This window comes from Bacillus cereus group sp. TH152-1LC (assembly GCF_027710505.1).
Taxonomy (GTDB): Bacteria; Bacillota; Bacilli; order Bacillales; family Bacillaceae_G; genus Bacillus_A; species Bacillus_A mobilis.
Map to the genome: position 1 here is coordinate 1 of NZ_JAQFNK010000015.1, position 15,912 is coordinate 15,912.

The window sequence follows — 15,912 nt, forward strand, 5'->3', positions numbered from 1 at the left end:
CTGGTCCTCAAGGTAACACGGGTGCTACTGGTGCTACCGGACCTCAGGGCGTTCAAGGTAACACAGGTGCTACTGGTCCTCAAGGCGTTCAAGGTAACACAGGTGCTACTGGTGCTACTGGTCCTCAAGGTCCTCAAGGTAACACAGGTGCTACTGGTGCTACTGGTCCTCAAGGCGTTCAAGGACCAACAGGCGCTACTGGTGCCACTGGTATAGGAGTTACTGGACCTACTGGACCTTCTGGTGGACCTACCGGACCTACCGGGCCTACTGGTCCTAGCTTCCCTGTAGCAACAATTGTTGTAACAAACAACATTCAACAAACAGTACTCCAATTTAACAACTTCATTTTTAATACTGCAATTAACGTAAACAACATTACCTTCAATGGCACAGATACAGTCACTGTTATCAACGCTGGTATTTATGTCATTAGCGTATCGATTTCTACCACTGCACCAGGATGTGCCCCACTTGGAGTAGGAATTTCAATAAATGGAGCAGTCGCAACTGACAACTTCTCTTCAAATCTAATAGGCGACTCACTTTCATTTACTACAATTGAAACGTTAAGAGCTGGCGCAAACATTTCTGTCCAATCTACTCTTAACGAGATTACGATCCCTGCAACAGGCAACACTAACATTCGTCTTACTGTATTTAGAATCGCTTAAATTCCACGATTTATTGTTTATGGCAAATAAAAAAAGAGCGAGAAACTCGCTCTTTTTTTGTTATGTACAATAATTTATTACTACTCTAATTCAATTGAAACATTTTTTTGTGGTACAAATGTAGAAATTGCATGTTTATAAATAAGCTGTTGCTTACCTTCTGTTTCCAGTAGGACTGTAAAATTATCAAATCCTTTAATTAATCCACGAAGCTGGAAACCATTTAATAAGTACAGCGTAACAAACGTATTCTCTTTACGGAGTTGATTTAAAAACTGATCTTGAATATTGATTGATTGCTTCATGTCGAATCCTCCTCTTTTTCTCTACTTACTATTATTCGACTTTAGTTGTAACTTTCCTTCTATGTATCGTAAAATTTCTGACGTTTTTTCACCGCCTGTAACATCAAACCATGTGACATCCATCTTATTACGGAACCACGTTAATTGGCGCTTTGCATAACGACGTGAATTCGTCTTTAATTGTGATACCGCTTCCTCTAAAGAGACACGATCCTCAAAATAATCATATATCTCTTTATACCCAATCGCTTGAATAGATTGACAATCTCGTATCCCGCTATTATACAATCCTTCTACTTCTTCTAATAAACCTTGTTCCATCATTATATCAACTCGCAAGTTAATGCGATCGTATAGCATTTCTCGATCCATTGTCAAGCCAATCAAGGAAACATCATATAATAACTCGTTTTCTTGTTTTTCAAGTTGATCGCTCATTTTTTCACCCGTCGTGTGGAAAATTTCTAACGCTCTAATGACACGGCGTACATTATTTGCATGAATACGCTCAGCGCTTTCTGGGTCTACTTCTTGTAACTTTTTATGTATATATTCCACACCACGTTCTAATGCTAACTGTTCCATTTGCTCTCGGTATATCGTATCACCAGCATCATCCGTAAACTGATAATCGAATAAAACAGATTGTATATACAGGCCAGTTCCACCAACGATAATTGGCAATTTACCACGCTCTGTAATCTCTCGAATATGCTTACGAACACGTTCTTGAAATTCTGCAACAGAAAATGATTCTTCCGGATCTTTTATATCGACCATATAATGTGGAATTCCGTCCATCTCTTCTTTCGTCACTTTTGCGGTTCCAATATCCATCGTACGATAAATCTGCATGGAATCTCCACTTATAATTTCACCATTCAATGTTTTAGCAAGATCAATACTTAACTTCGTCTTCCCAACAGCAGTTGGTCCAATGATGACAGCAACTTTTTCACGTTGCACTTCTCCCATATCATTCAACTCTCTTTATGTGATGTACTCCATCTATTGATTATATCCAATCTTACCAATTTTAACGGCATGATTGCAAGTTCTTTCATTCCGGTACATGAAATTATAAATAAAAAAAGAACATAGTTTGTCCAATTCCGCATATACATGATTAAAAATACCTTCGAGAGGATGAGTTGACTATGAAACAATCCACCATTAATTTTTCATCTTTAACAAAAGACCTCATTTTAGCTACTGCTACAAAAGAACAAAATTGCTCACAAGAAGAGTTATACTTCGCCTTAAATTGTTTGCTACGTTCTTTTCATTCTACTCTCCATGAAACAACATTACATCCAGAAAATAAAAATACAGAATATATTCAAAATCAATTTTGCAGTGCATATAAAATTATTACAGGTAAAACGATTTATCCTTTTCAATAATCCATAAAAGGCGGTTGCTTACACAATTTCAAGCAACCGCCTTTTATATTCATACATTTATACTACTCTATAACTTTAACTTTTACAGATTTGCGCCCCCAGTTATCAGCACTACCATCTGAGCCAACTAAAACATCAATACGATTTCCTTTAATCGCGCCACCTGTATCTCCAGCAATCGCTTCTCCATATCCTTCTACCCATACTTTTGATCCAAGTGGAATTACTTTAGGATCAACAGCAATTACTTTCATATTTGGATTTGCTGTTAAATCATGCCCCATTGCAGTTAATACACGACCACCATACGTACCATTCTCACTTGGATGCGCTGTATACGCTGTCGCTTCTACTGTTATTTCACGTCCACCAGCAGGCGCACTTGTTTCATTAGATTTCGCAACTGGTTTCGCAGTTGGCTTCTCTTTCGCCACAGGTTTACTTGATTCTACATTCTTAACAGACTCTTTACTCTTAACTGCTTTATTATTTTTAACCGGCGTATTTACTTTTTCCGGCGCTTCTTCTTGCGTTACAACTTCTTTCTTTTCAATCACAGGTGCCGTCCCTGTTAAAAATGGCACGTGAACATATCCTGTTTTTCCATTATAGTTAAATTGCAACCATTCATTTTGAACTTGATTTGTCGTTTCAATTACATCATTTTTATTAAGTTTACCAAGAATTTCAGAGTCCGTATTCGCTCCAGCACGAACATTTAGCACGCCCACTGTTACATAATATGTACTTTTTGTAAACTCAGCACTCACAAACGCTTCTTGACCATTTAATTTAATTTTCGTCCATCCATTTTCTGTATTTACAACATCTAATTTATTTCCACTTAACATTTTACCTACAAGCTTTGACTCTACAGTTGGGTTTTCTCTAACATTTAATACGTCTGTTGTTACAATCGTTTCTGCTTTCGCAGAACCCGCAAAAATCCCAAGACCAAAAACTGCTGCCGTTGCTATACCTAATAATTTTTTCATGAATAGCCTCCATTTGCTTTGTTTTCGTATTTTCATTATAGCAACAGATTTTTAGGATTTTCTGAAATCACACAATTACAAACCATTCGTAATATACGATTAATGAGTTGTAACATAAATTTCCATATTAATGAATTCCATTTCCAATAGAATTCCCAATAGTTTTCATATATTTTCCACATACAAGCACCAGGATTTTTTCCAGAAAAAATTACAGTATTACTTTTTTGTTACAAAAAATTCATATTCCATTACATCTTTTACCAAAATCCATCATTCTTCAATTATTAACCTTCTTTTTTGTAATAAAAAGGAGCAGCTAATAAAAGCTCCTCCCTTTTCATATGTTATTTAACTTTCTTTTTCCAAATCCCCATCATAAGAGCTGAAACAACTGTCCCTATCAATATCGAGAAAATATATAACACCGGTTTATTTACTAATGCGATAACAAACAGTCCACCATGCGGTGCTGGTAATGTAATTTGGAATAACATAGATAATGCACCCGCAATACTTGAACCAACAACACAACTTACTATTACTCGAACCGGATCTGCAGCTGCAAATGGAATCGCCCCTTCTGTAATAAACGATGCTCCCATAATATAATTTGTTAAACCAGATTTACGTTCCGCTTCAGTAAACTTTGATTTAAAGAATGTAGTTGCAAATGCAATCGCTAATGGCGGTACCATACCACCAGCCATAACTGCTGAGTGAACACCAAAGTTCCCTGCTGAGATTGCAGCGATACCAAATGTAAATGCTGCTTTATTAATTGGTCCCCCCATATCAATTGCCATCATACCACCTAAAATTAAACCTAATAGTATAGCATTTGTACCACCTAAACTATTTAACCAACTCGTTAACATTTCATTTAACGCAACTACAGGTGGATTAACCACTTTTAACATGATAACACCTGTAACTAATAACCCTAATACCGGATAAATCAAGACTGGTTTAATCCCTTCTAACTGCGCTGGTAAACTAGAAAATACCTTTTTCAAACCAACAACAACATATCCAGCTAAGAAACCAGCAATTAATCCACCTAAAAAGCCAGCATTTGCTTGTGCTGCTAAAAATCCACCCACAACACCAGGCATAAAACCAGGTCGATCAGCAATAGAACTTGCAATAAATCCAGCTAAAATTGGTACAAGGAATAAAAAGGCTCCTTTTTCTCCACCGCCAATAGTCATTAATATTTCAGCAATAGGACCTTCCGCCTTAATTCCACCGAACATAAATGCTAATGCGATTAAAATTCCGCCACCAACAACGAATGGAAGCATATTACTTACACCGTTCATTAAGTGCTTATAAATTCCTAACCCTTTTTCTTTCTCTGTACTTTCTGTCTTCCCATCTTCTTTTATTCCTTTAAAGATTGGCGCGTCTTGTTTTACAGCTCGATTAAGAAGCGCTTCCGTTTTTCTAATCCCATCGGCGACTGGCACTTGAATGACATGTTTCCCAGCAAAACGGTTCATTTCTACTTGTTTATCTGCCGCAACAATTATAGCCGTTGCGCGTTCAATGTCCTCTTTTGTTAAACCGTTTTTTATACCTGTTGATCCATTCGTCTCAACTTTAATTGCTATACCTAGCTCTGTTGCTTTTGCTTTCAAGCTATCCGCAGCCATATACGTGTGAGCGATTCCAGTGGGGCAAGCCGTAACTGCTAATACGTATGGTTCATTTCCTTCTGGTTTTGCAACTTCAATCTCCGCTTCTTCTTTTTCATTCTCTTTTTCATCAAATAAACGAAGAAGTTCCTCTTCATCCTTCGCTTCTAATAATTGCTTACGAAATCCTTCATCCATTAATAATGTAGATAGGCGTGATAACGTTTCTAAATGAGTATTATTCGCACCTTCGCTCGCAGCAATCATAAAGAATAAATGAGCTGGCTGTCCGTCAAGCGATTCATAGTTGATACCGCTTACACTTCTACCAAAACAAATCGCTGGTTGCTTAACAGCTTTTGTTTTCGCATGAGGGATCGCAATCCCTTCCCCTATTCCAGTTGTACTTTGTGACTCTCTCTTTAAAATAGCTTCTTTAAATTCCGCTTTACTAATTAAACGATTTGCGCCGTCTAATTTCTCAACTAATTCATCTATGACAGCTTCTTTATTTGAAGCTGTCAAATTCATAATAACTGTATCCCTTTTTAATAGTTCTGTAATTTTCATATGTTGCTTCCCCCTATCGCTTAGTTACAATTACTTGCGACAATAATTCTTCTACTTTTTCTTTTTCACATAAATCAGCTGAAAATGCTGTTGCACTCCCTGTTGCAACGCCATATTGAAATGCCTTTTCAATATTTTTTGTCTGTTCATATTTCCCTACAAATCCTGCAACAAGAGAATCTCCGGCCCCAACCGAATTAATTACAACACCTTTTGGAACAGTTGCTTCATATATACCTTCTGCCGTAAATAATAAAGCTCCATCTCCGGCCATTGATACGATCACATGCTCTACACCTTGTTCGATTAATTTTCTTCCATACGGTAAAATATCTTCTACTGTGGCAATATTTACTCCGAATAACTCACCCAGTTCATGATGATTAGGCTTTATTAAAAAAGGCTTATTTTTAATTACATGCTGCAGTGCACTTCCGCTCGCATCGACTACTACGCGAATACCTTTTTCAGCTCCGAGCGCTGCGATTGATTCATAAAAAGTATTTGAAATAGACGCTGGTACACTTCCAGCTAGTACAATACAATCCCCCTGCTTCATACTTTCAATTTTTTTCATTAATTGTTCAAATTGTTCTTTTGTCACATTAGGACCTTGCCCATTTAATTCTGTCTCTTCTTGCCCTTTTATTTTCACATTAATTCGGGAATCACCGTCTACTTGGACGAAGTTTGTTGTTACACCTTCCGCCTGTAATACATCTTTAATAAATTGACCGGTAAATCCACCAGTAAATCCAAGTGCTACATTTTCCACACCTAAACGATGGAGAACGCGAGAAACATTAATCCCTTTTCCTCCAGGAAACTTCATATCTTTCTCTGCTCGATTTACTGCGCCTAAATCAAAGGAATTAACTTGTACTACGTAATCAATAGATGGATTTAAAGTAACGGTATAGATCATTGTTTATCAGCCTCAATTACATTGGTTTGTCTTTTATATTTTTCTAAATCAATTTCTAAATGGTTTGTAATAATATTTGCCTCTTCAACATTGGCAATTTTCGCAAACGCAACTTCTGAAAACTTACTTTCATCAATTAAGAAATATCCTTCGTTTGCTAATGTTAATGTCATTTGTTTTAATAGTGCCTCTTCTGGATCTGGCGTTGTAAAACCAAGCTGTTCATGTACACCATTCGCGCCTAAAAAACATTTATCAAAACGATACTTTTGCATGCTTTCCTGTGCCATAGCACCAATTAAAGCTTTCGTCCTACTTTTCATCATTCCACCTAGTAAATATGCACGAATATTATTTTCAACTAAAGCTTCAATATGCATAAGTCCATTTGTAACGACAGTAACGTCTTTATTTATTAAAAATGGAATCATTTCAAATGTCGTACTTCCTGCATCTAAATAAATACAATCACCTTGTTCAACAATGCTAGCCGCATGCTTCGCAATTTGTTGTTTTATTTGAATGTTTTTGGATGATTTTTCAACCATCGTTGGCTCCTGTCCTTTTCCTGTTAAAACAGCCGCACCACCGTGAACTCTTTTTAATAACCTTTGTTTTTCCAATTGCGCTAAATCACGACGAATTGTTGATTCAGAGCTTTCTGTTCTTTCCACTAATTGTTGTAATTTTACTACCTTCAGCTCTTTTACAAGTTGCAATATCATTTGATGACGTTCAGGAGTTAACATTTCATTCACCTCTTCTTTGATTACAGTATAATGAAAACGATCACAAAAATCAACCATAAACATTCATAAATAACCAAAACCAATCACAAACAGTTATAAACAACAAAAAAGAAACCCATTTGATATAACAATCAAATGGGTTTCTTTGCTCGATTCACTTATAAAGAAGCTTTATATATGCTTAAAACATCGTCTTTATTTAATTTTGTAAAGTTACCAAATTCGCCATAAGCCATCGCTTTATCCGCCATTAAATCAATTTCATTTTCCCCAATAGCATAATCCGCTAATGTTACCGGCGCCTCAATTGAAGTCCAAAATTGACGTAACGCCTCAATTCCTTCTAACGCAATTTCTCGATCAGTTTTCCCATCTGTTTCTACATCGAATACACGAATAGCGAACTGTTTAAAACGACTGACATTTTCATCTAGAACATGCTTCATCCAGTTCGGGAATAAAATCGCAAGGCCACCCCCATGTGGTATATCATGAACCGCAGAAACGGCGTGCTCAATATTGTGAGTTGCCCAGTCTCCTTTTACTCCCATCGCTAAAATGCCGTTTAACGCCATAGTACCGCAATATAAAATGGTTTCTCTATGCTCATAATTTTCTAAATCACTTAAAAGCTTAGGAGCGGTTTCAATTACTGTTTTTAATACAGATTCACAATAACGATCTTGTAGTTCTGTATTTGTTCCGTGGTGGAAATATTGCTCTAATACGTGTGACATAATATCTACCATACCGTAAATTGTTTGATCCCTCGGCACAGACACAGTATGAACTGGATCTAAAATCGAAAACTGCGGGAAAGTAACTGGGCTACCCCAGCCATATTTTTCATTCGTTTCCCAGTTTGTAATGACAGAACCCGCATTCATTTCAGATCCTGTTGCTGCAAGAGTAAGCACCGTACCAAATGGTAACGCCTCACTAGCAAATGCTTTTTTCGTTACAATATCCCATACATCTCCATCATATTTGCTACCAGCAGCAATTGCCTTCGTACAGTCGATCACACTTCCTCCGCCAACTGCTAAAATAAATTCAACACCATTATCTTTACAAATTTGAATTCCTTTCTTTACAGTTGATACACGAGGATTCGGTTCAACGCCTGTCAATTCAAATACTTCTGCATTTATATCTTTTAAAATAGAAAGTACATTATCATAAATACCGTTTCTTTTAATACTGCCTCCCCCGTATACGAGAAGAACTTTTTTACCAAACTGTGGAATTTCAGTTTTTAACTGTTCTAATTGACCTTTACCAAAAATAAGTTTCGTCGGATTACGAAATACAAAATTTTGCATATCCCTTTACCATCCCTTCTATATGAAAAGCAACTATACTTTTGTATACCATATTTTTTTCATTTCACAAAAATATTTGCCTAACAAAAAAATCCCAGCCTACAGGCTGAGATTTTTTATTGGTAATAAGGTGATATCATTAAGTAAACAATAACACCAGATAAACTTACATATAACCAAATCGGCATCGTCCAACGTACAATTTTACGATGACGTGTTAATTGATTTGTAAAACCAAATACAAGTGCAAACAATGCAAGTGGTACAATAATTGCTGCAAGGATAATATGTGTAATTAAAATAATGAAGTACACATATTTAATGAATCCTTCCCCACCAAAATGTGTTGCCGGCGCCAAGTAATGATACGATAAATAAGAAACACAAAATAGTAACGTCGTTGTAAATGCTGCCAGGATGAAACCACGGTGCATTTTCACATTCTTCTTAATAATCGAGTATAAAGCTGCTAATAAGAATACGAACGTAAAGCTATTAAAAATTGCATTTAACATTGGTAAAATCGTTACATCAAAATGTACTTCTCCTTCATAGCCAACAGGTCCAAAGAACAAAAATAAAATAATCGCATTTACAATTACAGAAAGCGTTATCACAATAGGAGCATAGCTTTTCTGATTCGTTGATTGATCCACCAAAATGGTCACTCCTCTTCCTTCAAATATGTATACGTAACCTCACTATTTTAACATATTATTCACAGTGTAAATGTGACAATAGTTTGACACAGTAAGACAGAGCAAAGAAAAAAATCCTTCTTAATAAAACTTCTTAAGAAGGATTTTATCGCTTTATTATTTAAATAGCAATGTAATTAGTTTTTGTTGAAAAACGTATTGCTATATGCTTGAAAAATTTCAGACACTTGATATCCCATTAAAGAAATTGCTGTTAATGAAAAGAAACCAATCATAAGAAATCGAAACCACATATAAATCTCCTCCTTGTATTTAGCTTAAAAAGCAGTCGCTATATTACAAGTTGAGTGGCACTCTTCATCGTCACTTTCCTTTTTCTTTACAATCGCTGTTATAAATCGAATCATAAAGAATATAACAAAAGGAATTTGTTCGTAATTTACCTTGGCATAGTTTGGCAACGGCTCGCGCTGCACATCGAACGGGGATGAGAAGGAATAGAACATACCTTGCTCTTCCATATATACAATTACAATTTTCATACAAAACATTATTCCTAGAAACGAAACAATATCTTGCCATTCTGTCGTATATAACAGGTTATATAGCTCTAATACGTACTCTTCCATTGCCATCCCCCCTTCCTTTTTTACCATTTTGCTCGCCTTCGTATAAAAAGTCAAGAAAAAAGTTTATATTCACTATGACAATAGTAATTACTTGTTTCTATGATTATATATGATTCTTTTATAGCAATGATTGGGTGTAACTCTCTTCTAAAACAATAAATTAGAATCGAACAGATTCCTCATTTTTACTTTTAGGAGTCAATACTGTACTATTTTTATTTCTATTGAAAATAAAATAAGAAATTATGATAAGAACAGTAACTAGCATCGTTAATAGTGCCTGTGAACGTAAAGATTCAATTGCGAGCATTGCAACTAAAACTGCTATAATCGCAGCAATTGTAACGTATGTTACATACGGAAAAAGCCACATTTTCACTTTCAAATTTTGTTGTTCCGCTTTCCCCATTTTTTTACGTATCTTGAAATGAGAAACTGCTATTACGAGATAAACGAGTAACGCAATCCCGCCAGATGCATTCACTAAAAATAAAAATACTTTATCTGGAGATATGTAACTAAAAACAACTCCAATGTAAGCAAAGAAAGTTCCAAATAAAACCGCCCGAACTGGAACACCACTACTATTCAATTTCAAAAATGCCTTTGGCGCATCTCCTCTTTCTGCCATTGAAAAAAGCATTCTTGAGTTCGTATATAAACCCGAATTCAAACAAGAAAGTACAGCTGTTAAAACGATAAAATTCATAATTTGCGCTGCCGCTGGTATCCCTATATGTTCCAGTACCGCCACAAACGGGCTTTTTAGTATGTTCGCCGAATTCCATGGAAGGAGTGTAACAACTACAGCAATCGATCCAATGAAAAATACGAGAATACGCCAAATTACACTATTTGTTGCTGTTTTTACGGCTTTTACAGGTTCGGCAGACTCTCCAGCGGCCACTGCAACAATCTCAGATCCCATAAATGAAAATATAACGACGGTGATTCCAAGTAACACCGAACTTATACCATTTGGCATAAATCCTCCTTGACCTACTAAATTCGAAGTGCCAGGTGCTTCCGTTCCTGGTACAAATCCTAAAATAACAGCTAGTCCAAGACAAAGGAACAAAACAATACTTATTACTTTAATAAATGAAAACCAATATTCAAATTCTCCAAATGATTTCACCGAGAAAACATTCGTCAATGTTAATAAAATCGTTAATATTAAGCTTAATAACCAGAGCGGGATTTCTGGAATCCAGTATTGAATAATACCAGCACCTGCTGTAGCTTCTATTGCAATAACAATTACCCAGAAAAACCAATATAACCACCCAATTGTATAACCTGCCCATGGACCAATTGCCTCTCTTGCATATGTTGCAAATGAACCACTTGTCGGATTAATAGCTGCCATTTCTCCTAGCATTCTCATAACGAAAATAACTAGCAGTCCTGCTAATGCATATGAAACGATAGAACCTGGACCTGCTGAATGCACAACCGCACCACTTCCAACAAACAAACCAGCTCCTATTACGCCGCCAATTGAGATCATTGTAATGTGGCGTATTTTGAGGTCTTTCTTAAGATTTTTATCCAACTCTTGTACATCCCCTTCCAAACTTAATTTTGAAATTTATGTAAGAGTATTATGCGAAAAATCTTGTCCTATACCTTAAAATATATCAAAATATTCTGAATTTAACAATCGTAATTCGACCTCCTTCAGAAATTATTTCATTAGGTTTAATAATTTTATCATACACAATTGTTGAGAAAATTATAGTCACCTTACAAAAGATCGAATTTTCAGATATCATTAAATGAACAAGATTATACATCTAGACAACTTTTTTGTATAGGAGTGTTGATATGTTAAACAAGTTCAAATTCATTTGTTGTACTTTAGTAATTTTCTTACTGCTACCACTAGCTCCCTTTCAGGCACAAGCAGCAAACAATTTAGGATCAAAATTACTCGTTGGATACTGGCATAACTTCGATAATGGTACTGGTATTATTAAATTAAGAGACGTTTCACCAAAATGGGATGTAATCAATGTATCTTTCGGTGAAACTGGTGGCGATCGTTCCACTGTTGAATTTTCTCCTGTGTATGGTACGGATGCAGAATTCAAATCAGATATTGCTTATTTAAAAAGTAAAGGAAAGAAAGTAGTTCTTTCAATAGGTGGACAAAATGGGGTCGTTTTACTTCCTGATAATGCCGCTAAGCAACGTTTTATTAATTCCATACAATCTCTAATTGATAAATACGGTTTTGATGGAATAGATATTGACCTTGAATCAGGAATTTACTTAAACGGAAATGACACTAATTTCAAAAACCCAACGACTCCTCAAATCGTAAATCTTATTTCAGCTATTCGGACAATCTCAGATCATTATGGTACAAATTTTCTATTAAGCATGGCTCCTGAAACAGCTTATGTTCAAGGCGGTTATAGTGCATATGGAAGCATCTGGGGTGCATATTTACCGATTATTTACGGAGTGAAAGACAAACTAACATACATTCACGTTCAACACTACAACGCTGGTAGTGGGATTGGAATGGACGGTAATAACTACAATCAAGGTACTGCAGATTACGAAGTCGCTATGGCAGATATGCTCTTACATGGTTTTCCAGTAGGTGGTAATGCAAATAACATTTTCCCAGCTCTTCGTTCGGATCAAGTCATGATTGGACTTCCTGCAGCACCAGCTGCCGCTCCAAGTGGCGGATATATTTCTCCAACTGAAATGAAAAAAGCTTTAGATTATATCATGAAAGGAATTCCTTTCGGAGGAAAGTATAAACTTTCAAATCAGAGTGGCTATCCTGCATTCCGCGGCCTAATGTCCTGGTCTATTAATTGGGATGCAAAAAACAACTTTGAATTCTCTAATAACTATAGAACATATTTTGATGCGATTCCCTTGCAAAAATAATAAAAAACAACAATAGGTTATATAACCTATTGTTGTTTTTTATTTATGTAACTTACTTTTTCACTTCTACATGATGAAGAGATTCTTTTCCATTTTAACACTTTAAATAAAACTCACATAATATTCCGTGTTTAATTAATAAAAAAGAGAACTTTCTCTGAAAGTCCTACTACTCTAGAATAGTCTAGTTGCTATTTTGCTTTAACACAAATACCGAAAGTTCAGGTACACTCCAAAATCTAACAGGCATTCGTGTTGTCCCAATACCACGATTTACATATAAATGTAACGGCTTATTCTTCCCTTCTAATTCATACATACCTTCCACATAGCTCTCAGCTAATTTTGTAGTAATTAATGGACCTATAAAAGGAATTTGGACTTGTCCTCCGTGACTATGGCCTGACATTTGAAAATCAACTGGGTAACGAGCTACTTTGTCTACAACATCCGGCTCATGTACTAAGAGCATATTGAAATCTTGTTGTCTCACATGTTTTAAAGTCGAGTCTATTTGCGGCTTTCCTAATAAGAAATCATCCAAACCTGATATTGTAATATATTTTCCGTTTTCTACTTTAATTTTTTGCACTTCATTTACTAACACAGAGAAACCGGCTTCCTCCATATACTTTTTATAAAATAAACTACCTCCCCCGCCCCTATCATGATTCCCATACACTGCATATTTCCCTAAGGGTGCATGTATTTTTTGTAAAATGCCTTTCGCTTCTTCTCTTTCCGCCTTATACGATCCAAACTTATCTATTAAATCCCCTGTAAAAACTACTACATCTGGATGTAACGCATTCATTTTCTCCACCAAATTTTCTAGTTGTTTCAGTGTAAATTCTGGCCCTAAATGTACATCTGAGAATTGCAATATCTTTTTATTATTAAACTCTTTAGGAATTGTCGATGCTTTTATTTCATTCCACGTAACTGTTACTAGTTTTCGTTCTATTTCTGTCGCATAGAGATATAAACTTACTGAAATCATTACTATACTTATAAAACCGATTATAAATATTTTTACAATTGATTTTTTTTGTTCTTTTTTTACATGATGCGTATTCATGCTCTCACCTCTAGAAGTACTTTACAGCCTTATTGTTACATTAATGTGACATCATGAACAATGTTAGTTATATCCAATTCTACCCTATTCACTTTGACAAATTTATACAGAAGTCATAACATATTTTTATAATACATAGATTTTTAAAAATGTTCCTTCTATTTATTCTATCATTTTATTGAGGAGAGATTATTCATGTCTGTATTTACACCAGAAGAAATTACGGAACTTGCTACGAATTCCGGAAGAAAAAAAGCTCATTTATCATTAATCCCTATGCTAATTCTCGGTTTTTTTGGTGGTGCTTTCATAGCATTAGGGTATTTACTCGATATCCATGTTATTGGAACAATGCCAAAATCTTGGGGATCATTTACTAGTTTTCTAGGCGCTACTGTATTCCCTATCGGTCTTATACTTGTTATTCTTGCAGGTGGTGAACTAGTAACTGGTAACATGATGACAGTTTCTATGGCTTGGCTTCAAAAGAAAATTACTTTATTTCATTTCATACGAAATTTAGTTATCGTTACGTTTAGCAACTTCATAGGCGCTGTATTCGTTGCTTATTTTTTCGGTCATATCGTCGGATTAACAGAGGGCGCTTTTTTAGCGAAAACAGTTTCTATTGCGCAAGCTAAACTACAAGATACACCACTGCAAGCCTTTATTTCTGCAATCGGATGTAATTGGCTCGTTTGTTTAGCCGTTTGGCTCAGTATGGGAAGTAAAGAATTTATCGGGAAGATTATCGGCATCTGGTTCCCAGTTATGACTTTTGTTGCGATTGGATTTCAACACGTTGTAGCCAATATGTTTGTTATCCCAGCTGCAATTTTTGCCGGGCAGTTAACTTGGATGGAATATTTTCCAAACTTCATTTTTGTTTTCTTCGGAAACTTAGTAGGTGGTATGTTTTTTGTAGCGTTACCTTATTTCATATCTTATAATAAGAAACTACCTTCCAATAAAGAACAAACCGAATTAAAGAAACAATCTGTATCCGCTTAAATGAACTGTCTATACAGTGGCTCTAAAAAATATTACAAATTTCATTTTTTTTACGAATATATGTGCGTACACTTGTTCTCGAATGTTTTATACGTTATAATAACAACTTAAATAGCATTATTTACATATGAGGTGAAAAACATGAACAAAACAGAATTAATCAAAAACGTAGCACAAAACGCTGAGATTTCTCAAAAAGAAGCTACTGTAGTTGTACAAACTGTAGTAGAATCAATCACTAACACTTTAGCTGCTGGTGAAAAAGTACAACTTATCGGATTCGGTACATTCGAAGTTCGCGAAAGAGCTGCTCGTACAGGCCGTAACCCACAAACTGGTGAAGAAATGCAAATCGCAGCTTCTAAAGTACCTGCTTTCAAAGCTGGTAAAGAACTAAAAGAAGCTGTAAAATAATGAAAAAATAGCCTTCTCGTCTATGAGAGGGCTATTTTTTTCATTACATAATTAGTAAAAATCTGACCATTATGTTGTTTCTTTTGTTCCTTTATGCAAATAAAACCTTTACTTTCAAAGAAAGGTTTTGCTGTAATACTCGCTTCTGTATATATCTCCCTATGCCCCAAGTTCACTGCTTCTTTTTCTAACTTCTGTAGTATGTATGACGCTATCCTTTTCCCTTGATAATCTTTATGCGTAAATAGACGATCTACGTAATGCTCATCATTATAATCACCAAATCCCACTATTACACCGGTATAATCCGCTACATAACTAATATTCTTCTCTAAAGACTGTAACCAGCTTTCTCTATCTAGTCGCTCTGGTGCCCATGCCTGTAGCTGTAATACATTATAATCTTTTGCGTTAATTGTATGAACTGTTTCATAGAACAACTGTAATACTTGTTCTAAATCCTCTTTATGGAATGTTCTAATGATCGTATCTTTTAACATATTTGAGCCTCCTTATCAAACTATCATTTAACTTTTCTACCATCTAGTATTCAATATTTCTGCTTTATTATAGCTTTTTTCTTTCTATATAAACAAAAAACAATACTTATTTCAAAGTATTGTTTTTTGTT

Annotated in this window: 17 protein-coding genes; 5 read left to right on the forward strand and 12 right to left on the reverse strand. The window is 35.5% G+C overall.

The features are described from left to right. Positions 1-674: Gly-Xaa-Xaa repeat protein (locus PDL00_RS24670; protein ID WP_270731750.1), on the forward strand; the 674-nt coding region annotated here is incomplete at its 5' end. A gap of 80 nt (positions 675-754) precedes the next feature. Here the strand turns inward: PDL00_RS24670 and hfq are convergent. Both hfq and miaA read right to left on the reverse strand, forming a co-directional pair. Continuing rightward, positions 755-979 (reverse strand): RNA chaperone Hfq, encoded by a 225-nt coding sequence (gene hfq, locus PDL00_RS24675; RefSeq protein ID WP_000813896.1) that lies wholly within the window; start codon positions 977-979, stop codon positions 755-757. Between the two features lie 21 nt (positions 980-1,000). Beyond that, complete coding sequence (miaA, locus tag PDL00_RS24680) at positions 1,001-1,954, reverse strand: tRNA (adenosine(37)-N6)-dimethylallyltransferase MiaA (RefSeq protein WP_242257370.1); 954 nt, start codon at positions 1,952-1,954, stop codon at positions 1,001-1,003. Between the two features lie 182 nt (positions 1,955-2,136). Between miaA and PDL00_RS24685 the strand changes: the two genes are divergently transcribed. Continuing rightward, a complete protein-coding gene (locus PDL00_RS24685; RefSeq protein WP_242257369.1) occupies positions 2,137-2,382 on the forward strand; it encodes a hypothetical protein in 246 nt (81 codons plus the stop codon). A gap of 62 nt (positions 2,383-2,444) precedes the next feature. Here the strand turns inward: PDL00_RS24685 and entD are convergent, their stop codons facing one another. The 8 genes from entD to gabP all read right to left on the reverse strand — a co-directional run bounded on the left by entD (position 2,445) and on the right by gabP (position 11,423). After that, the gene (gene entD, locus PDL00_RS24690) at positions 2,445-3,377 is read right to left on the reverse strand and encodes a cell wall-binding protein EntD (protein ID WP_270731754.1); all 933 of its coding nucleotides are present in this window, start codon (positions 3,375-3,377) and stop codon (positions 2,445-2,447) included. A 347-nt stretch (positions 3,378-3,724) separates the two neighbouring features. Continuing rightward, a complete protein-coding gene (locus PDL00_RS24695) occupies positions 3,725-5,584 on the reverse strand; it encodes a PTS fructose transporter subunit IIABC (RefSeq protein WP_242257367.1) in 1,860 nt (619 codons plus the stop codon). Positions 5,585-5,597: 13 nt separating this feature from the next. Next, positions 5,598-6,509 carry a 1-phosphofructokinase gene (pfkB, locus tag PDL00_RS24700; RefSeq protein ID WP_270731757.1) on the reverse strand — a complete coding sequence of 304 codons (912 nt, stop codon included), beginning with the start codon at positions 6,507-6,509 and terminating at the stop codon, positions 5,598-5,600. Then, a complete protein-coding gene (locus PDL00_RS24705) occupies positions 6,506-7,258 on the reverse strand; it encodes a DeoR/GlpR family DNA-binding transcription regulator (protein ID WP_242257365.1) in 753 nt (250 codons plus the stop codon). Before PDL00_RS24705 ends, pfkB begins: the two co-directional genes overlap by 4 nt. Before the next feature lie 158 nt (positions 7,259-7,416). Continuing rightward, positions 7,417-8,580 carry an iron-containing alcohol dehydrogenase gene (locus tag PDL00_RS24710; RefSeq protein WP_270731760.1) on the reverse strand — a complete coding sequence of 388 codons (1,164 nt, stop codon included), beginning with the start codon at positions 8,578-8,580 and terminating at the stop codon, positions 7,417-7,419. 116 nt (positions 8,581-8,696) lie between these two features. Further along, the gene (locus PDL00_RS24715; protein ID WP_000228316.1) at positions 8,697-9,239 is read right to left on the reverse strand and encodes a DUF420 domain-containing protein; all 543 of its coding nucleotides are present in this window, start codon (positions 9,237-9,239) and stop codon (positions 8,697-8,699) included. A gap of 317 nt (positions 9,240-9,556) precedes the next feature. Next, the gene (locus PDL00_RS24720; protein WP_270731763.1) at positions 9,557-9,895 is read right to left on the reverse strand and encodes a hypothetical protein; all 339 of its coding nucleotides are present in this window, start codon (positions 9,893-9,895) and stop codon (positions 9,557-9,559) included. 133 nt (positions 9,896-10,028) lie between these two features. Then, complete coding sequence (gabP, locus tag PDL00_RS24725; protein WP_270731766.1) at positions 10,029-11,423, reverse strand: GABA permease; 1,395 nt, start codon at positions 11,421-11,423, stop codon at positions 10,029-10,031. A gap of 272 nt (positions 11,424-11,695) precedes the next feature. Here gabP and PDL00_RS24730 point away from each other — a divergent pair, with 272 nt between their 5' ends. Then, positions 11,696-12,778: a chitinase gene (locus PDL00_RS24730; protein ID WP_270731768.1), complete on the forward strand. Its 1,083-nt coding sequence runs from the start codon at positions 11,696-11,698 to the stop codon at positions 12,776-12,778. 184 nt (positions 12,779-12,962) lie between these two features. Here PDL00_RS24730 and PDL00_RS24735 read toward each other — a convergent pair whose 3' ends face one another. Next, positions 12,963-13,856 (reverse strand): metallophosphoesterase, encoded by an 894-nt coding sequence (locus tag PDL00_RS24735; protein ID WP_242250749.1) that lies wholly within the window; start codon positions 13,854-13,856, stop codon positions 12,963-12,965. A 195-nt stretch (positions 13,857-14,051) separates the two neighbouring features. On the opposite strand from PDL00_RS24735, the gene PDL00_RS24740 reads away from it, so the two are divergent. Both PDL00_RS24740 and PDL00_RS24745 read left to right on the forward strand, forming a co-directional pair. Next, positions 14,052-14,867, forward strand: a complete 816-nt coding sequence (locus PDL00_RS24740; protein ID WP_270731771.1) for a formate/nitrite transporter family protein — start codon at positions 14,052-14,054, stop codon at positions 14,865-14,867. A 141-nt stretch (positions 14,868-15,008) separates the two neighbouring features. Continuing rightward, on the forward strand, positions 15,009-15,281 hold the full coding sequence (locus PDL00_RS24745) for an HU family DNA-binding protein (RefSeq protein WP_001043904.1): 273 nt from the start codon (positions 15,009-15,011) through the stop codon (positions 15,279-15,281). 20 nt (positions 15,282-15,301) lie between these two features. On the opposite strand, the gene PDL00_RS24750 is transcribed toward PDL00_RS24745, so the two are convergent. Next, complete coding sequence (locus PDL00_RS24750) at positions 15,302-15,781, reverse strand: GNAT family N-acetyltransferase (RefSeq protein WP_242250747.1); 480 nt, start codon at positions 15,779-15,781, stop codon at positions 15,302-15,304. Between the last annotated feature and the right edge of the window lie 131 nt (positions 15,782-15,912).